Here is a 19,224-nt window from a genome sequence, read left to right as displayed (position 1 = left end):
GTATGCTGATGATTGAAGTTTCCGTGGGGATATCTTTTGGCGGTTGGTTCTCCGTCAAACAAAAGGACTACTAAGTAGCAGGATTTTGGTTCAGGTTCGGTGCATACACTTATGTTTGCTCCAATGTTTTATAATAAGTGAACCTTCAAGTTGAGCATTCTTGAGAGAATACGTCAGCAGTCACATCAATCCGTAGCTAAAATCATTTGATTGGTATACCGATGAGTTACTATTTATTTTTAGATTATTGAGTGTTATTTAAGTTCTGCTTCTGTCAGCTTCAAGATTGGATACACTGCGAAGATCATTCGCAATATTGGATTAAGGTTATCAACGGACTTTACGGTTATTCGTTCGTAGGTTGCGACCATCTTACTGCGTAGCCTATTTAATGTAGCTTGTTTTCCTAAAGCATGTCTTTGGTGTCAATAGTTAACAGCTGTTTCATTCTGACGATCGTGGTAGGATAAGAGAGGCAAGTACGTCTGTTGCCCTACTTGTCCTCAACGTTTTGGTAAGAGATCCTCATGCGGGTGAAGCTCATGGAGATGTGGGCTTTTTGGATGAGGGAGACGGCTTTCAGGTCTCCCAGCTTTAACGCTGTCAGGATATCATCCATTTCCCGGTTGAAGATGATAACTTCGTCTGTCAAATCGATGACGGATGCAAATAGAGACTTGAGCCAGATGCGGGTTGTCTGCATGTAGAGCCTCTCCGAAACCTCGCGCAAAGGACCGTTATCTGTGAGCTTGAGGATGGTGAGGAAGAAGTCCATGATCAGGATCGAGAACTCGCGGGCATTTGGGTTTGTCTGCAGTTCTTTGGCGCGGGCAGTCAAAGCCTCAAACTCAGACAGTATCTCCTTTGTGGGAGGTGCTGGCGACAATTTTCCGCTGAGTTCCGCCAGTTCCATGCGCAGCAGATAGGTTTGTTCCAGCTCCTTGATGTCCACGTCCGTTACAAAGGTACCGACACCATGAACTGAGCGCAGCAGGCCTTCGCTTTCCAGGCGAACCAGCACCCGGCGCAATGGTGTCCGGCTGACACCGAATTCTTCCGCCAGTTCTGTTTCAGAAAGTCGTTTTCCGGGCGCGTAATCCAACAGGCAGATACGATCCCTAATTTCATCATACATCCGGTCAAACCGGTCGCGTGCGCTATAGTCTATATTTGCCAGATCCAAGATGTTCACCGATCACTCTTTTCTCGTGTTTTCGTTGTATATACTCATAGTGCCAAGGGCAAAGCTATTGATCCCTTGGCACACTAGTTGTTTGGCCTGACGTGTTTATAAATCAGTCTTTTATGAAGAGTTTGCGCTCAACATTGCAAAGAGCTTGGGCTGGGCCTGCCTCGGTGATGACGATTGTCTCCGTGGTCTCCAGCCCCCAGTCCTCCAGCCAAAGGCCTGGCATGAAATGAAAGGTCATTCCGGGCAACAAAACTGTTTCATCCGTAGGTCGAAGCGAAAGAGTGCGCTCGCCCCAATCAGGTGGATAGCTCAGACCAATCGGGTAACCGCAGCGTCCTCCACGATCAATGCCGACTTTGGTGAGTGCATTGTTGAGTGCATTGGCTATATCACAGGCGCGGTTTCCTGCTCTGGCCGCCTCCAGGCCAGCTTCCAACCCTTCTGTCAGGGCCATTGAGGCGTCGACCATCGATTGTGGAGGTTTGCCAAGAAAGACTGAGCGGCACAGTGGGGCGTGATAACGCCGGTAGCAACCGGAGAGTTCAAAGAAAGTAATCTCTCCAGTTCGCATTTGGTTGCCGTTCCAGGTCAGATGAGGTGCTGTCGCATCCCTTCCAGATGGTGTCAGAGGCACAATGGCAGGATAGTCTCCCCAGTCATCTCCAACACCAGTAATCCCGGCGTGGCTTATATCCGCAACCAGCTCATTCTTCCTCATCCCAGGTTCAGCTTTCTCCAGTGCAATCCTGATAATTTTGTCCGAGATGGCTGCTGCTTTTCGAATGAAAACAAGTTCTTCTTCTGATTTAACACCGCGTTGCCAGTTAACCAGCGCCGTTGCATCAACAGGCACTGCATTGGGGAGCTCTGAAAACAAAACCGCATGTGCTTTGGCGGAGTAATAATAGTTTTCCATCTCCACACCGATGCGGGATGTGGAGTAGCCTCTTGCTTCAAGGTGTGATGCCAGATCCTCCATAGGATGGCAGGTTGTTGACTGGATGTAGCGATCTGCATAGCCAAGCACATGGTCGTCATCCATCCAAACAGTTCGCAGCGCCCCATTTGCATCCTGGATCCGGCCCCACCATAACGGATCTCCCTCCAGTGGCAGGATTACGCCTTGATGCACGTAAAATGACCAGCCGTCATAGCCCGTCAACCAAGCCTGGTTCGATGGATCAGTCACAAACAAGACCTCAATCCCGGCCTGCATCATGGCACTGCGGGTCTGAGCAATGCGCCGATCGTATTCTGTTTTGCTGAATGGAGCATTTTCTAGGCCCATGTCGCCCTCCCTTGTCAAAAATATAATTGTACACAACAGTAACTAACACCAATAAGATCAATCAAAAATAACAAATTTACCAGCATTAAAATTAGCAAAATATAGCTATGTGGGTAATTTTATTATTGACTATGCCGAAATATCGATCATGTTGTGTACATCAAGTATTTGCACGTAGGTTTGCGGTTGCATAGCAAACCTGCCGACGTGGCAGTTCCAATGAGCAGTCACAGGCATTCACTAGAAACGGCGCGCAAGATGCCGAGTAAAACAGATATTCATCAGGATGATTTTGGGGGAGGAATTAATGACAGGTATCTTTAAACGGGCGTTACAATCTTGCGCAGCGGTGGGACTGGTTCTTGCTGCAACCGGAGCAGTGCAGGCTGATACATGGCGATATGCTTTTGAAGAAGCCATGACTGATGTTCAGGGCGTGTATGCTCAAAAATTCAAAGCAGAAATTGAAGCCAACTCTGATCATGAAATCCAGCTGTTCCCTTATGGAACTCTTGGTGAGTCTGCTGATATCATGGAACAGACGCAAGATGGCATCTTGCAGTTTGTTGATCAGTCTCCAGGCTTCACCGGCGCTTTGATACCGGAGGCACAAGTGTTCTTTGTGCCTTATCTCCTTCCTACAGATCAAAAGCATCTCGCTCGTTTCTACAGGGAAAGCAAGGCGATCAATGACATGTTCAAGCCGCTCTATGCTGAAAAAGGCCTTGAACTGCTGAACATGTTCCCCGAGGGCGAGGTGGCAATGACCACCAAGAAACCGGTGAAAACATGTGCTGATCTGAACGAAGTCAAGTTTCGCGTAATGACCAACCCACTGCTGGTTGAGAGCTATCGTGCGTTTGGTGCGAGCCCGACACCACTGCCATGGGGCGAGGTTTATGGTGGGTTGCAAACCAACCTTATTCAGGGGCAGGAGAACCCGACTTTCTTCCTCTATTCGACCAAGATCTATGAGGTCACCGATTACATCACGTATGCGGGGCACAACAATTTCACCACCGCGGTGATGGCAAACAAAGATTTCTTTGATGGCTTAAGCGCAGAAGATAAGGACCTGGTGGAAAAGGCAGCAGCTGCTGCATATGACCATACCGTCGTCTATCAGCAACAAGCCGCTGAAACTGAGCTTGCTAAGATCATGGAAGCCAAGCCAGAGATGAAAGTCACTGTTCTGACCGAAGATGAGCGTGGATGTTTCAAGGCAGCCGCGGCTGAGGTTGAAAAGACCTTCATCGAGATGACAGGTGATAGCGGCGCTGCAATCATTGCACAAATGAAAGCCGATCTGGCCGCGACTGCAGACTAACAGTCAGTTGTTATCGCGCAAGATATGTAGGGCGAGCACTCCTCGCCTTACACGCCTCATGTAATGCGGGACGGTGGAATGAGTGATCAGGCACAATCAAACTTGCCAGGCTTTTTGGGTGTTATTGACCAAGCGATCAGCCGGATTGAATCCGCCTTGCTTGCAGTCGGCGTTCTTTTGATGGCAGCAAACACGATCGCCAATGTAATCGGGCGTTTTGTGCTTGGAAATTCCATCTTCTTTTCCGAGGAACTGAACCGTATCTTGATTATTCTGATCACGTTCGCTGGTATCAGTTATGCAGCACGGCATGGGCGCCACATCCGTATGAGTGCCATTTATGACGGCTTGTCTCCTGGCTATCGTAAGATTCTGATGGTCCTGATCTCGCTGGTGACCGCAATTTTTCTGTTCCTGCTCTGTTATTACTCAATCAACTACATTGAAACACAGGCCTCTCGTGGCCGGGTGTTACCTGCACTGCAAATTCCTGTTTGGGTGATATTGGTTTGGGTGCCCGTTGGTTTTTTCATGACGGGAACACAGTACCTGCTCACTGCCATCAAGAACTTGACTGCTCCCGATATCTATCTCTCGACCCACATGCTTGAGGGTTATGAAGAAGATGAGATCGAGGTCTAAAAGATAGTATCATGGCAGCAACAATATTCCTTTCGATGATTACTCTTCTTCTTCTTGGGTTTCCTATGATGATCCCTTTGATCGTCGGGAGCTTCATTGGTTTTTTGATGATGTTCGGTGATTTCGGGCAAATGGAAACCATGATCCAGCAAATGGTTGCAGGTATTCGGCCTGCATCTCTCATTGCTGTGCCCATGTTCATTTTTGCAGCAGATATCATGACACGGGGACAGTCCGCAGGCCGCCTGATTGATTTGGTCATGGCCTTTACGGGCCACGTGCGCGGCGGTCTTGCCATCTCGACAGCAATGGCCTGCACAATGTTTGGCGCAGTCTCAGGGTCCACGCAGGCAACCGTTGTGGCTATTGGATCGCCCTTGCGTCCACGTATGCTTAAGGCCGGTTACAAAGACAGCTTCATTCTGGCGCTCATCGTCAATGCCAGTGACATTGCTTTTCTGATCCCACCATCAATTGGAATGATCATTTATGGCGTTGTTTCAAATACATCTATTGCAGAATTGTTTATCGCAGGTATCGGGCCGGGACTGCTCATCCTCGTTCTGTTTTCAATCTACAGCTACATTTACGCCGTCCGTAACCAAGTCCCAACTGAGCCTAAAGCCAGTTGGCGCGAGCGGTTGACCGCAGTCCGGCAGGCGCTGTGGCCGCTAGGTTTTCCGGTAATCATTATTGGTGGCATTTATGGCGGCATCTTCAGCCCTACAGAAGCGGCCGCAGTGTGTGTGCTTTACGCTTTGGTTCTGGAAGTCTTTGTGTTCCGCTCCATGACTTTGACTGATGTTTACAAGACAGCTCAATCAACCGGTTTAATTACCGCTGTGGTGTTCATTCTGGTCGGCGCAGGCGCAGCATTTTCCTGGATCATTTCTTTTGCTCAGGTCCCACAGGAAATCCTGACTGCGATCGGCATTTCTGACATGGGTGCAATGGGTATCCTGTTTGTCATCTCAGCGGCATTTTTTGTTGGCTGTATGTTTGTCGACCCAATCGTCGTTATTCTGGTGCTGGTACCCATTTTTGCACCAGTTGTTAAGGCTGTTGGTTTGGATCCGGTGTTGGTTGGCACGATCATCACATTGCAAGTCGCCATAGGCTCAGCAACGCCGCCATTTGGATGTGACATCTTCACGGCCATTGCAGTGTTCAAGCGACCGTATGCTGAGGTTATCCGCGGGACGCCACCGTTTATCCTGATGTTGGTTGGAGTCGCCATTGCTCTGATCTTTTTCCCACAAATTGCGCTCTTTCTGCGCGACTTAGCTTTTGCCAAGTAACAAGGAGTACTCGATGTTTAAATCTATCCTTGTTCCATTTGATGGGTCTAAAGGGGCGGAGCGAGCACTGCTCAAGGCCGTTGAATTGGCGACTGTTTGCGGCAACATCCCGCTCTCTCTTCTGACCGTTTACAAACATCATTCAATGTTGGAAGCATCCTTCGCAATCGTGCGCCCGGATGAAAATGAGAGCGTGGATGATGTGATGCGCAATCACGCTCGTGAAGTGGCAGAGCAGGGGAAGCAACTTGCCCTGAATGCCGGGTGTGCAAACATCCGCGCTTTTGCCAAATCCGGCCCAACAGCCCGCACGATTGTGGGCTTTGCAAGAGAACACCAAAACGATGTGATTGTTTTGGGGAGCAGAGGGTTGGGTTCAATCGAAGGATATTTGCTTGGCAGTGTCTCTCACAAGGTAACAGGCTTGGCGGAATGCCCGGTCCTTGTTGTTTAGGAGGGCACATGGTTTTTGATTGTCGTCCTAAGGCCTCTCTGGTTGAAGCCAACTTTGACGCCCGTTCAGTCAATAAACGGATAGGTCTGATTGTTTTGGCAACAGATCACACCAGCGAAGGGGATTTCGCACGCATGTGCGATCCTGATCAGATCGGCATTTACGCAAACCGGATCACCTATCAAAACCCAGGTACACGAGCGAATTTGCTGGCAACAGGTCCACGCCTGACAGAAGCTGCTTCGCAGATATTACCTGGAGATGCGTTGGACGTAATCGCTTACAGCTGTACGGCTGCTTCAGTTGTTCTGGGAAACGCAGTTGTCGGGGATTATTTGAAAGCTGGCAAATCTGACACCCCATTTGTGACACCCAGCTCTGCAGCATTTGATGCGCTCGAAGCTTTAGATGCAAAACGGATCAGCGTGTTAACTCCATACTCTGCCAGTATTTCGCAGGAAGTGTTTCAGTACTTTGCCGATAATGGCCTTCAAATCGCCAGTGCAAACTATCTCGGTGTCGATGATGACCGTGAGATTGCGCGGCTTTCCGAGTCTACGATTATTGAGGCTGCCTGTGCAGCTATGGAGCCGAGTGCAGACGCATTGTTCATCTCGTGTACCGGGTTGAGGGCGGCAGTGTGCATTCAGAGGATTGAAGATCGGATTGGCAAGCCAGTGGTGACTTCAAATCAGGCAATGATCTGGCGTTGCCTTCAGCATCTGGGCTCCGAGCAAATCGTACATGGTTTTGGCCATCTGTTCCAACACTCAATCAAAAGTCGGATGAGCGCACAATGACGCAAAAAATCACCGTTCATGACAGTTTTTCTGCACGCCAAAAGATAATGGGGCACGTTAGAACGACCCCCTTGGTCAGCTCACCCAGCTTGAGCCAGATCTGCTCTGCAGAAGTGTTGTTGAAGCTTGAGCAAACGCAGATCACGGGAAGCTTTAAACTGCGCGGTGCGACAAATGCAATTTTGTCACTCAACGCAGCTCAAAAAGAAGCTGGTGTCGTCGGTGTCTCAACTGGAAACCATGGTCGCGGTCTGGCTTATGCTGCCTCAAAAGCAGGGGTGCGTTGCATCATCTGTATGTCAAAACTTGTTCCGCAGAACAAGGTAGAGGCAATTCAATCGCTGGGTGCTGAAGTTCGAATAACCGGAAGTTCTCAGGACGATGCTCAGGCTGAAGTAGATCGGCTGGTAGAAGACGGAATGACGATGATCCCGCCATTCGATCACCGGGATATCATTGCCGGGCAAAGCACTGTTGCACTGGAAATGCTGGAGCAAACGCCTGATCTGGATACGGTACTCGTACCAGTCTCGGGCGGTGGCTTAATTTCTGGAGTGGCTTTGGTGATGAAAACCATCAATCCCTCAGTTCGTGTAGTTGGCGTTTCAATGGAGCGCGGTGCCGCCATGTATAGCTGCCAGCGTGCAGGCAAACCGATCCTTGTTGAAGAAGTGCCAACACTCGCAGATTCATTGGGTGGTGGGATTGGGCTGAACAATGCCTATACCTTCGAGATGACACGGGACCTGGTAGATGACTTGATCTTGGTCAGCGAAGAAGAAATCGCAGAAGCCATTCGACACGCTTACTGGCAGGAACGTCTGGTGATTGAAGGCTCAGGCAGTGTCGGTATTGCTGCCTTACTCGCTGGAAAGATCAAAACACCCGGAAAATGTGTGAGCCTCATCAGCGGGCAAAATATTGATATGGCGCTGCATAAACGATTGATCGACGGCGAGAACGTCGATGTTGCCGCGCCGACCTCTGTGAATGGAAGCCTTTATGCCTGAGATTAATATCCTGACGGAGGCAGATCTGCGCTCTGCTGTTTCTTTGGATCTGGATGCTGTTGCATGTGTAGAAAATGCATTTCGATTGCTTGCAACAAAAGACGTTGTAATGCCGCCTATCCTGAGCTTCCATGTACCTGAGCACAATGGGGAAGTGGATGTGAAGACTGCCTATGTTCCCGGCATAGACAGTTTTGCGATCAAGATGAGCCCGGGTTTCTTCGACAATCCCAAACTGGGACTGCCAAGCCTGAACGGATTGATGGTGTTGTTTGATGCAAAGACCGGCATCGTCAAGGCGTTACTGCTCGATAACGGGTATCTGACCGATGTGCGCACAGCTGCCGCTGGAGCCGTCGCAGCCAAGCATCTGTCACGAGAGAACAGCAAGATTGCCGGTATTCTTGGAAGTGGCATTCAGGCCCGCCTCCAACTGCAAGCATTGACGCTTGTTCGTAATATTGAACGAGCTGTTATCTGGGGGCGCAACAGCGAAAAAGCAGCTGCCTGTGCTCGGGAGTGTGCAACTCAATTGGGAATTGAAGTCGTTGCTGGCAGCATCGCTGAGGTTATGGCTCAATCCGATATCGTCGTAACAACAACCCCCTCCAAAGAGCCCTTGATCAAGGCGGATATGATGCGACCTGGGCAGCATATTACTGCCATGGGATCAGATGCCGACTATAAATCGGAACTCGCGCCCTGCGTTATTCCAGGTGCCTCTGTTTTCGTTTGTGACCGCTTATCTCAATCCATCAAACAAGGCGAACTCCGTACAGCGATAGCAGCTGGCACGATCAACAGTACTGAGATGTACGCAGAACTTGGACAAGTAATTTCTGGCCAAAAGCCAGGGCGGCAGTCGGACAAAGACATTACGGTTTGCGATCTGACAGGAACTGGGGTGCAAGACACCGCCATTGCCACCTTGGCCGGAGCCCGAGCTGAAGCCGTAAAAGCAGGCACAGCTATCAATAGTTGATCCGTGTGTATTAGGACGAAAATTATGCAGGCAAATCCCATCACGCCCACAATCCCATTGGATCAGGACGGCATTCATCATGGGTTTTTACGGTTACCCTATAGCCGTGATGACAGTGCGTGGGGCTCTGTTATGATCCCCATTACGGTCATCAAAAACGGGGAAGGGCCGACAGCGCTCTTAACAGGCGCAAATCACGGCGATGAATACGAAGGGCCAGTTGTCCTCCAGGAACTGACAGTTGCGTTGAAACCAGAGGACGTAACTGGTCGAATTATCATAGTTCCGGCCTTCAACTTTCCGGCATTTATGGCGGGAACGCGGACGTCACCCATTGATAGGGGAAACCTGAACCGTTCATTTCCCGGTCGTCCTGACGGAACTCCAACCGAGAAAATTGCCGACTACTTTCAACGTTACCTGCTTCCTCTGACAGATGTCGCTGTCGACTTCCATAGCGGAGGTAAGACCCTTGATTTTGTGCCGTTCGCAGCAGCTCATATTCTGGAAGATAAGAGCAATGAGAAGGCCTGCTTTGAAGCAATGGCTGCGTTTAACGCACCTTACTCCGTTCAGCTCCTCGAAATCGATAATATAGGTATGTACGACACAGCAGTTGAAAGCATGGGCAAGGTTCTTGTGACAACAGAACTGGGCGGTGGTGGAACTGCGACGGCAAAAACAATCGGAATCGCACGCAAAGGATTGCGTAACGTCTTGATCCAGTTCGGTATCCTGCAAGGAGAAAAACAACTGGAGTCCTCCGTAAATTTGGGGATGCCAGGCGCAGATTGCTTTACATTTTGCGAGCAGGGCGGGCTATACGAACCTATGGTCGATCTGGGAGATCCCGTTGGAGAAGGTGACATTGTTGCCCGTGTTTGGCCAATGGACAGAACCGGTGTTGAACCAACCAGATACCACGCAAAGCGTAGCGGCATTCTCATTAGTCGTCATTTCCCCGGACTGATCAAATCCGGTGATTGTGCGGCGGTGATTGGCGTTCCTGAAGTGTGAGAGATATCAAAAGATGAGCATGCAACTTGATCAGCGTGATCTGGATATCCTGCGAATACTCTCATATGAGGGCCGCATCACCAAAGCCGCTTTGGCGGACCGCATCGGATTGTCTCCAACACCTTGTTGGGACCGGCTGAAGAAGCTGGAGAAATCTGGTCTGATCGAAAGCTATGGTGCAAGAATTAATCTCAAAAAACTGGGGCCTCACGTCACTGTTTTCGTCGCTGCTGAACTGGTGGACCATACGGCTGCGAGCTTTTACGCCTTTGAAACAGCCATGCAGAACTACGAGGAAGTCGTGGCTTGCTGGGCATTAGGGGGCGGATTTGACTATCTGATACAGATCGTGACCAGAGACGTAGACGCCTATCAAAGGCTGATCGACACCATGCTGGATGCACGCATCGGGTTATCCCGCTACTTCACGTACATTGTGACGAAGCCTGTAAAGGGAAATGCGGCACCTCCGTTGAATCTTCTTTTCGCAGCCGATTAGCAGACGATTATTCTGTAACGAACACTTCATTCAGTCACATCCTCCGCCAAAAACAGGCAAATTCTGTTGTAGAGCAAGGAGGATGCGCCATGTCAGAAACAGCCTTGTCTGCACGGACGGACATTCAAGACAAAGCGCTAGTGCGTTCCTTTTCCTATATAAATGGAAAGTGGTGTGCTGCAAAAACAGATGAGACATTTGCGGTTATTGATCCAGCAAACGGGGATTACCTAGGGGATGTCGCAGGCCTTTCAGCAGATGAATCGTCTGCTGCGGTAACTGCAGCTTCAGATGCCTTTCCCAAATGGTCGGGATTACTACCGCAAGAACGAGCGTCTATTTTGCGACGCTGGTTTGAACTTCAGCTTACGCATAAAGAAGATCTCGCACGGATCATGGTTCTGGAACAGGGCAAACCCTTGTCAGAAGCCCGTGGTGAAATAGAGTATGGTGCAGCATTTGTTGAGTTCTATGCCGAGGAAGCCAAGCGTCCCAACATTGAAGGCGTCACCAGTCATCTAGCAGATGCAGAAGTGGAGCTTTGGCGGGAACCCGTTGGGGTTGCTGCCCTTATCACACCCTGGAACTTCCCAAGTGCGATGTTGACACGGAAAGCTGCCGCTGCCTTGGCAGCAGGTTGTACGATCGTTGCCCACCCATCAGCGGAAACCCCGTACAGCGCACTCGCCCTAGCGGAACTGGCTGAGCGAGCTGGAGTTCCCGCAGGTGTGTTTAATGTGGTGACTGGCTCAGCTCCAGAAATTGTCGAGCCCTGGACCCGCGATAGCCGCGTGCGGGCGCTGTCCTTTACGGGGTCTACCCCTGTCGGCAAACTGCTTTATAGCCAATCCGCCTCCACCATAAAACGTCTTATCCTGGAACTTGGCGGACATGCTCCGGTTATTGTCTTTAAAGGGGCAGATCTGAAGAACGCGGTTGCTGAGGCCATAAAATCCAAGTTCGCAACATCCGGTCAGGATTGTCTGGGGGCGAACCGAATATTTGTTGAGCGTCCGATCTACGAAGAGTTCTGCAAAAGTTTTACAAAAGCCGCTCAGTCTCTTTCCATAGGTGCTGGATTGGATGATCCGGACATTGGTCCGTTGATGAACGAAAAAGCTGTTCTGAAACAAGAAGAACATGTCGCCGATGCCGTTGCCAAAGGCGCAAAGATTGCCTGTGGGGGCACCCGACATTCATTGGGACCACTGTTTTTTGAGCCGACGGTGCTGATTGATGTGCCCGCAGAGGCTCTCATTATGCGTGAAGAGACCTTTGGGCCAGTTGCTGCGATAGCTCCTTTTGACAGTGAAGAGGAAGTCATCGCCCGTGCCAATGACAGTGAATATGGGCTGGTTGCGTATCTGCACAGCGATGATCCGCGCAGGATTTATAGGGTTAGCCGTGCTCTTCAATTCGGAATGGTTGCAGTCAATCGCACAAAGGTAACTGGCGCACCCATTCCATTTGGAGGCACCAAACAATCTGGTCTGGGCCGGGAAGGCGCACGACTGGGCATGGAAGAGTTTACTGAAGTTAAATACGTTTGCCGCGACTGGGCATAAGGGAGGAAAGTCATGTTACGAAACGATCAGCTGGCACAATGGGATCGGGAGAATTTTTTCCATCCTTCAACTCATCTGGCTCAGCACGCCCGAGGTGAAACGTCAACTCGAGTGATCAAGACCGCCTCAGGTTCTTACATAGAGGACCGTGAAGGGCGCCGAATGTTGGATGCGTTCGCCGGACTATACTGTGTGAATGTAGGGTATGGCCGTCAGGAGATTGCTGAGGCAATCGCCGAACAGGCCAAAGAACTGGCCTATTATCACTCCTATGTCGGGCATGGCACAGAAGCGTCGATCACACTTTCCAAGATGATTTTAGATCGTGCGCCGAGTAATATGTCTAAGGTTTACTTCGGGTTGAGCGGCTCAGATGCCAATGAAACCAACATCAAGCTGATCTGGTATTACAACAATATTTTAGGTCGGCCGGAGAAAAAGCGAATTATCTCCCGCTGGCGTGGTTACCACGGTTCGGGTCTGGTTACTGGTTCGCTGACAGGCCTTGAGCTGTTTCATAAGAAGTTTGATCTGCCCGTCGAACAGGTCATTCATACGGAGGCTCCCTATTATTTCCGCCGTGACAATTTGGAGCAAAGTGAAGAGCAATTTGTCGCCCATTGTGTTACTGAATTGGAGGCTCTGATTGAGCGAGAAGGGGCCGACACGATTGCGGCGTTTATTGGCGAGCCGGTACTGGGAACCGGCGGGATTGTTCCACCACCAGCTGGTTATTGGGCGGCTATTCAAGCCGTTTTGAAAAAACACGATATTCTGCTGATTGCTGATGAAGTGGTGACAGGTTTCGGGCGCCTCGGATCCATGTTTGGTTCTGATCATTATGGATTGGAAGCGGACATCATCACCATCGCCAAAGGCCTGACATCTGCCTACGCACCGCTCTCCGGTTCTATTGTCTCAGACAAGGTCTGGAAGGTTCTTGAACAGGGCACAGATGAAAATGGACCAATCGGCCATGGCTGGACGTATTCAGCTCATCCCATTGGCGCCGCAGCCGGTGTCGCAAACCTCAAATTGCTTGACGACCTGAACCTTGTTGAGAAGGCCGGTACCACTGGTGCATATCTCAACAAATCCATGAAGGAAGCTTTGGGTGATCATGCCAATGTAGGAGATGTGCGCGGCGAGGGATTACTCTGCGCCGTAGAGTTTGTTAAAGACCGCGACGACCGTAGTTTCTTCGAGGCATCCGACAAAATCGGGGCTCAAATCTCCGCAGCCTTGCTGTCTCAGGATGCAGTCATCGCACGCGCAATGCCCCAAGGCGACATCCTCGGCTTTGCCCCCCCATTCTGCTTAACACACGAAGAAGCAGACACAGTCGTTGCCGCAACAGTAAGAGCGGTGAAAGCTGTATTAGGTTGATACTGATTTAGTGTAGGCTGGTGTCTCAATCAGCTTGCTCTAGCAATGTGCCATTCATTCTTTTCTAAAACGAAAACAGGCCCCAAAGCAGAGCTTTGGGGCCTGTTTTTAGAAGCTTTTGATCGGTAATCAGCTGCAGCCGCTGGTGGAGCCGCAGGTGTCGCATTTTAGGCAGGTGCCGTTGCGGACCATGGTGAAGTTGCCGCATTCTGCGCAGCTTTCACCCTCATACCCCTTCATGCGGGCCTGAGCGACCTGACTGGCGACAGATGGCTGTGCAGCTGCAGGTGTTGCGGTGCCTACGCTTGCTGTTGCCGTCGCTTCGCCGCCACGCTGGAAGGCCGTTGCAATCGCATCAGACTGAGCAGTGATCGCACCGGCCAGCTGAACAGCCGGATCGCCACCTGGGACCAGACGGAATTTTTCAGTCTGACCACGTACAAGGCCGTGAGAAACAATCGCAGGGCTGCTCTCTTCATCCTGACCTTCAGCAGAAGAACGGGAAGTAGATGTCGCACTGTCCAATGCTTCTGGCGGCACGTGGGCCAGATCGTTACGACCCAGATAAGATACAGCCAGCTCACGGAAGATGTAGTCAAGAATGGAGGTTGCATTCTTGATTGCGTCATTGCCCATCACCATGCCAGCAGGCTCAAAACGGGTGAAGGTGAACGCGTCAACATATTCCTCAAGCGGAACGCCGTATTGCAGACCAAGGGAGATCGCAATCGCAAAGTTGTTCATCAACGAGCGGAAGGCAGCGCCTTCTTTGTGCATGTCGATGAAGATTTCGCCGATGCGGCCATCCTGATACTCACCGGTTGTCAGGTACACTTTGTGGCCACCAACGGAAGCTTTTTGAGTGTAACCTTTGCGGCGGTTTGGCAGCTTTTCACGATTGCGAACAGCACGCTCGATGATCCGCTCAACAACACGCTCTGCAACAGCTTCAGCGCGAGCTGCCTGTGGCTGTGCAATGATGTCATCAACAGTGTCTTCTGCATCATCGTCTTCATCTTCCAGCAGCTGAGCGTTCAGCGGCTGAGATAGCTTGGAGCCATCACGGTAAAGAGCGTTTGCTTTCAGACCCAACTTCCAGGAGAGCATGTAAGCTTCTTTACAGTCCTCAACACTGGCAGTGTTTGCCATGTTGATGGTCTTGGAAATCGCACCGGAGATAAACGGCTGCGCAGCGGCCATCATCTTGATGTGACTGTCAACAGACAGGAAGCGCTCACCAATGCGGCCACAAGGGTTTGCACAGTCAAAGACCGGGTAATGCGCTTCTTTCAGGTGTGGTGCACCTTCCAGAGTCATAGCACCACACACATGTGTGTTAGCAGCTTCAATCTCTGCCTTGCTAAAGCCCATGTGGCTCAGAAGGTCAAAGTCCATATCTTCCAGCTGCTCAGCAGAAACGCCCAGCTTGCCGGTCAGCAGCTCATCACCAAGGGTCCAGCGGTTGAAGACGAACTTGATATCGAATGCAGACCCAAGTGCTCCAGCCAGTTTCTCAAGTGCAGCATCATCGAAGCCTTTGGCTGTCAGGCTGGCGCTGTTGATGGCAGGGGACTGAGAAATGGAACCGTGACCAACTGCATAAGCTTCGATCTCGGCAATTTCAGCCTCTGAGTAACCAAGTGTACGCAGCGCTTCAGGAACAGCGCGGTTGATGATCTTGAAGTAACCGCCACCTGCGAGCTTCTTGAACTTCACCAGCGCAAAGTCAGGCTCAATACCGGTCGTGTCACAATCCATAACCAGACCAATGGTGCCGGTTGGTGCGATCACAGTGGTCTGCGCGTTGCGGTAACCGTGTGCCTCTCCAAGCTCAAGAGCTTTGTCCCATGCAAGACGGGCACGCTCAACAAGCTCAGCCTGTGGGCAGTTGGAAGCATCCAGAGGAACGGGCAGGGTGCTGAGGTTCTCATAACCCTTGCTCTCGCTGTGCGCAGCGCGGCGGTGGTTGCGGATCACGCGCAGCATGTCCTTGGCGTTTTCCTCATAACGAGGGAAAGAGCCAAGCTCACCAGCCATCTCAGCAGAAGTGGCGTAACAAACACCGGTCATGATCGCGGTGATCGCACCACAAAGCGCACGGCCTTCATCACTGTCATAAGCAATACCAGAGGTCATCAGCAGGCCGCCGATATTGGCATAGCCCAGACCAGTGGTGCGGTATTCGTAGGACAGTTTTGCAATCTGCTTGGATGGGAACTGCGCCATCATGACGGAGATCTCAAGCACGATCTGCCAGAGGCGGGTCGCATGCTCAAACTTGTCAAAGTCGAACTGCTGGTCTTCCTTACGGAACTGCAGCAGGTTCAATGAGGCCAGGTTACACGCGGTGTCATCCAGGAACATGTATTCAGAACATGGGTTGGATGCGCGGATCTCGCCGCCCTGCGGGCAGGTGTGCCATTCATTGATGGTGGTGTGGTACTGCAGGCCCGGATCAGCAGACGCCCAGGCCGCATAACCAATCTGTTCCCAAAGCTCGGCTGCTTTGATGGTCTTCTTGGTACCACCATCGATACGGCCAATCAGATCCCAGTCTCCATCAGCAGCAACAGCTTTCAGGAAGCCATCAGTCACACGAACGGAGTTGTTGGAGTTCTGGCCAGAAACGGTCAGATAAGCCTCAGAATCCCAGTCTGTGTTGTAGATCGGGAACTCAATGGTCTTGTAACCCTGACGTGCGAACTGAACCACACGCTGAATATAGTTATCAGGAACCATTGCCTTCTTGGCAGCGCGCATTTCGCGCTTCAGGGCAGGGTTCTTTTTAGGATCAAAGCAATCGTCGCCGCTGCCTTCGCAGTTAACGCAAGCCTTCATCACAGCCTGAAGATGCTTCTGACACACTTTAGAACCGGTTACGATGGCCGCAACCTTCTGTTCTTCATGCACCTTCCAGGTCACGAATTCTTCGATATCCGGATGGTCAATATCAACCACAACCATCTTAGCTGCACGGCGTGTTGTGCCACCGGACTTGATTGCACCAGCTGCACGGTCACCAATCTTCAGGAAGCTCATGAGGCCGGAGGACTTGCCACCGCCTGCCAGACGCTCACCGCTTGCACGCAGAGAGGAGAAGTTGGTGCCGGTACCGGAGCCGTATTTGAACAGACGTGCTTCACGAACCCACAGGTCCATGATGCCGTTTTCATTCACCAGATCATCGTCAACAGACTGAATGAAGCAAGCATGCGGCTGCGGATGCTCATAAGCGGTCGCAGAGCGGGTCAGCTCACCAGTTTGAAAGTCTACATAATGGTGACCCTGGCTTGGGCCATCAATGCCATACGCCCAATGCAGGCCGGTGTTGAACCACTGTGGGGAGTTCGGAGCAACCTTCTGGGTCGCGAGCATGTACCGCAGTTCGTCATAAAACGCCTGCGCATCAGCTTCGCTGTCGAAGTATCCGCCTTTCCAGCCCCAGTACGTCCATGTACCAGCCAGACGATCAAACACCTGACGGCTGTCGATCTCAGACCCAAAGCGCTTGTCTTTCGCCATCTTGGAAAGAGCTTTGTCGTCTGGAGCTTTGCGCCACAGCCAAGATGGAACAGTGTTTTCTTCTACCGCTTTCAGCTTGGCCGGAACGCCAGCTTTGCGGAAGTATTTCTGTGCCAGAATATCAGAGGCAACCTGAGAGAATTGCTTAGGAACCTGAATGTTCTCCAAGCGAAACACAACGGAACCGTCTGGGTTACGGATCTCGCTCGTTGCGTTGCAAAACTCAATATCTGCGTAGGGGGATTGTCCTTCCGCAGTATATCGCCGCTCAATTCTCATGTTTAGCCCCTTATCGCACCCGGTGACGGTCACCGCGGTGCATCTCGGTTTTAAGAGTGCCGATAGCTAAGATTTTAACCAAAAGTCCGCCGCCGGTTTTGATTAATCCGCTATCTGGCATTTATCCTAGTAAACGCAGGTAAAGTGGCACGCAATTCGATGCTATCACAATATCTAGTGTGCTGATAATATATTAACACAATATTTAGGCTGTAATTGGCAAAAAAAAGCGACCGCTGGAAGTGAATGTTAATCCAACTCCTAGCACTCGAAGCTACTTAAATGTGGTGAACTCCCGGCCGAGGCCGCACTATCCTGAACACGTCTTGATTTCGACCTCAAATTAGATTGAATCGGAAAGCATCGTCAAGCGCGATCTGTCCACTGGTTGTGTGCATAAGAGGGATCGGAACACCAAATATTGTAATCTGTGTGGATTGTGGGGAGGCTCTGGTGTGTTCCAAATCGGGCACAGGCAGCAGAACCCCGCCATTTCCGCAAAGCCAAGCGAAAATGCAAATTCAAGCTCATTTTTTCTGGGGGATATTTTTAGGAAAAATTATTCAGTGGATCAGAAAATTTCACGGGTAAAAAAGTCTGTGTACCCCACGCAATTTTACGCAGTAGTTGTATGGAGAGATCATATATAGTTTCTCAATTACCTTCGGTATCTGGTTAGGTTAAATTAGCGAGCAGATATGCATCACACCTCCTTCGGCAAGGACATTTCTCAGTTAGATGTGGTTCTTGTGGAACAGTCAAAACCCACCCAAGCAATCCTAAGGGGTATCTTAGGCACCCTGAAGCTTGGGCGCGTGCGTGTCTATGACAGTCCCAAAGATGCATTACCAATGCTCATCTCGGACCCACCAGATCTGGTGTTATCCGGTTGGGAGATGAAACCCGTCAGCGGTTTCCAGCTCTTAAAGCTTATGCGTTCAGGCCGAATCCCCGAGCTCATCAATGTTCCGCTCGTCTTTATTACGGCCTATGGCACCCGTGCTTTGGTGACGCGCGCCTTGGAAGCAGGGGCCCATCATCTGCTGGTCACGCCGATTTCATCCTCTGTTTTGAAGAAATCGCTAGAATCAATCAGCAAGGATCGTCGTCAGTTCGTCCGCAACAACGACGGTGGTTTCATTATTGATGGAACGGCAAAGCGACTGGAACAGAATCAGGCCAAGTTCGCGGCGCTCAACAAAGCGCGCGAATACCAGAAGGACGAGAACGCACCATCACCCGAATCTGAAATGGTGCCAAGGCCGCGCAGATCGGCGAAAAGAGATGAGAACGAGCCTCTCTCACTCAAGGATCTGGAAGTTGGAAATGTTTCACCAGCAGACAAGTTCAGTCAAAACCCGTACTTGTCGCGCCGTACCAAGAAGTAACGTGCAAAATAGTCATCGGAATTGTGAAAATAATAACTGACCCTAGGATATTTAAAGCGACTTCCGGTGAATAGTTGAAACTACGGTACTCTAAGACTGGACAGGCACCCAAACACTCGTCATATTCCGGGAAAATTTACAAAGCCACCGATCTGGAAAGGCCAGACACATGAAACACCTTCTGCTTACGTTCTTCACATGGTGGAACAGTGACACGTGGGGCACTCGCTTCTTCACATGGAGAAAGGGTGAGTTCGTCGGGACCGATGACTTTGGTAACAAGTATTATAAAGAGCGCGGCGGCAAGCGTCGTTGGGTGATTTATAAAAACCTTGCTGAAGCCTCCCAGATCCCTGCCGGTTGGCACGGTTGGATGCATTACCGCACAGACACTCCACCAACAGAGAGTGGTTATGTCGCGCGTGAGTGGGAAATCGCTCACTCTCCAAACCTGACAGGCACACCAAATGCATATCGTCCAAAAGGGTCCATCCTGACCCCGGAAAAACGTCCGGAAGTGACTGGAGACTACCACGCCTGGACACCTGGCGAATAAGCCAGACATGAGTTACGAA

At 50.8% G+C, this 19,224-nt stretch carries 16 protein-coding genes; 13 read left to right on the top strand and 3 right to left on the bottom strand.

The features are described from left to right. Window positions 1–493 precede the first annotated feature (493 nt). Window positions 494–1,192 carry a GntR family transcriptional regulator gene (locus DHN43_RS25730; protein ID WP_244306981.1) on the bottom strand — a complete coding sequence of 233 codons (699 nt, stop codon included), beginning with the start codon at window positions 1,190–1,192 and terminating at the stop codon, window positions 494–496. 103 nt (window positions 1,193–1,295) lie between these two features. Beyond that, window positions 1,296–2,480, bottom strand: coding sequence for a M24 family metallopeptidase (locus DHN43_RS25725; protein ID WP_108820555.1), 1,185 nt, complete (start codon window positions 2,478–2,480; stop codon window positions 1,296–1,298). A 307-nt stretch (window positions 2,481–2,787) separates the two neighbouring features. Between DHN43_RS25725 and DHN43_RS25720 the strand changes: the two genes are divergently transcribed. From DHN43_RS25720 to DHN43_RS25670, 11 genes are all read left to right on the top strand, one after another. Continuing rightward, window positions 2,788–3,807, top strand: a complete 1,020-nt coding sequence (locus DHN43_RS25720) for a TRAP transporter substrate-binding protein (RefSeq protein WP_057464136.1) — start codon at window positions 2,788–2,790, stop codon at window positions 3,805–3,807. Between the two features lie 78 nt (window positions 3,808–3,885). Next, window positions 3,886–4,449 carry a TRAP transporter small permease gene (locus DHN43_RS25715; RefSeq protein WP_108820554.1) on the top strand — a complete coding sequence of 188 codons (564 nt, stop codon included), beginning with the start codon at window positions 3,886–3,888 and terminating at the stop codon, window positions 4,447–4,449. An 11-nt stretch (window positions 4,450–4,460) separates the two neighbouring features. After that, window positions 4,461–5,747, top strand: a complete 1,287-nt coding sequence (locus DHN43_RS25710) for a TRAP transporter large permease (RefSeq protein ID WP_063289781.1) — start codon at window positions 4,461–4,463, stop codon at window positions 5,745–5,747. 13 nt (window positions 5,748–5,760) lie between these two features. After that, window positions 5,761–6,201 carry a universal stress protein gene (locus DHN43_RS25705; protein WP_063289782.1) on the top strand — a complete coding sequence of 147 codons (441 nt, stop codon included), beginning with the start codon at window positions 5,761–5,763 and terminating at the stop codon, window positions 6,199–6,201. 8 nt (window positions 6,202–6,209) lie between these two features. Next, window positions 6,210–7,001, top strand: coding sequence for an ectoine utilization protein EutA (gene eutA, locus DHN43_RS25700; RefSeq protein WP_108820553.1), 792 nt, complete (start codon window positions 6,210–6,212; stop codon window positions 6,999–7,001). Continuing rightward, the gene (gene eutB / locus DHN43_RS25695) at window positions 6,998–8,011 is read left to right on the top strand and encodes a hydroxyectoine utilization dehydratase EutB (protein WP_108820552.1); all 1,014 of its coding nucleotides are present in this window, start codon (window positions 6,998–7,000) and stop codon (window positions 8,009–8,011) included. The genes eutA and eutB overlap by 4 nt, the downstream gene beginning before the upstream one ends. Beyond that, window positions 8,004–8,993 carry a cyclodeaminase gene (locus DHN43_RS25690; RefSeq protein ID WP_108820551.1) on the top strand — a complete coding sequence of 330 codons (990 nt, stop codon included), beginning with the start codon at window positions 8,004–8,006 and terminating at the stop codon, window positions 8,991–8,993. The genes eutB and DHN43_RS25690 overlap by 8 nt, the downstream gene beginning before the upstream one ends. Window positions 8,994–9,002: 9 nt before the next feature. Further along, entirely contained in the window at window positions 9,003–10,010 is a 1,008-nt protein-coding gene (gene doeB / locus DHN43_RS25685) for a N(2)-acetyl-L-2,4-diaminobutanoate deacetylase DoeB (RefSeq protein ID WP_208980956.1), read from the top strand. 13 nt (window positions 10,011–10,023) lie between these two features. After that, window positions 10,024–10,509, top strand: coding sequence for an Lrp/AsnC family transcriptional regulator (locus tag DHN43_RS25680; RefSeq protein ID WP_244306978.1), 486 nt, complete (start codon window positions 10,024–10,026; stop codon window positions 10,507–10,509). Between the two features lie 89 nt (window positions 10,510–10,598). Continuing rightward, window positions 10,599–12,074 (top strand): NAD-dependent succinate-semialdehyde dehydrogenase, encoded by a 1,476-nt coding sequence (locus tag DHN43_RS25675; RefSeq protein ID WP_108820550.1) that lies wholly within the window; start codon window positions 10,599–10,601, stop codon window positions 12,072–12,074. A gap of 12 nt (window positions 12,075–12,086) precedes the next feature. Further along, on the top strand, window positions 12,087–13,460 hold the full coding sequence (locus DHN43_RS25670; protein WP_108820549.1) for an aspartate aminotransferase family protein: 1,374 nt from the start codon (window positions 12,087–12,089) through the stop codon (window positions 13,458–13,460). 129 nt (window positions 13,461–13,589) lie between these two features. On the opposite strand, the gene DHN43_RS25665 is transcribed toward DHN43_RS25670, so the two are convergent. Continuing rightward, a complete protein-coding gene (locus DHN43_RS25665) occupies window positions 13,590–17,261 on the bottom strand; it encodes a vitamin B12-dependent ribonucleotide reductase (protein WP_108820548.1) in 3,672 nt (1,223 codons plus the stop codon). 698 nt (window positions 17,262–17,959) lie between these two features. Here DHN43_RS25665 and DHN43_RS25660 point away from each other — a divergent pair. Continuing rightward, window positions 17,960–18,649, top strand: a complete 690-nt coding sequence (locus DHN43_RS25660; protein WP_108820547.1) for a response regulator — start codon at window positions 17,960–17,962, stop codon at window positions 18,647–18,649. Between the two features lie 169 nt (window positions 18,650–18,818). After that, complete coding sequence (locus DHN43_RS25655; protein WP_057465168.1) at window positions 18,819–19,205, top strand: NADH:ubiquinone oxidoreductase subunit NDUFA12; 387 nt, start codon at window positions 18,819–18,821, stop codon at window positions 19,203–19,205. Window positions 19,206–19,224: the final 19 nt, after the last annotated feature.

This window comes from Pseudovibrio sp. Alg231-02 (genome assembly GCF_900143565.1).
GTDB lineage: Bacteria > Pseudomonadota > Alphaproteobacteria > Rhizobiales > Stappiaceae > Pseudovibrio.
This window is presented reverse-complemented; position numbering and strand designations above follow the sequence as displayed.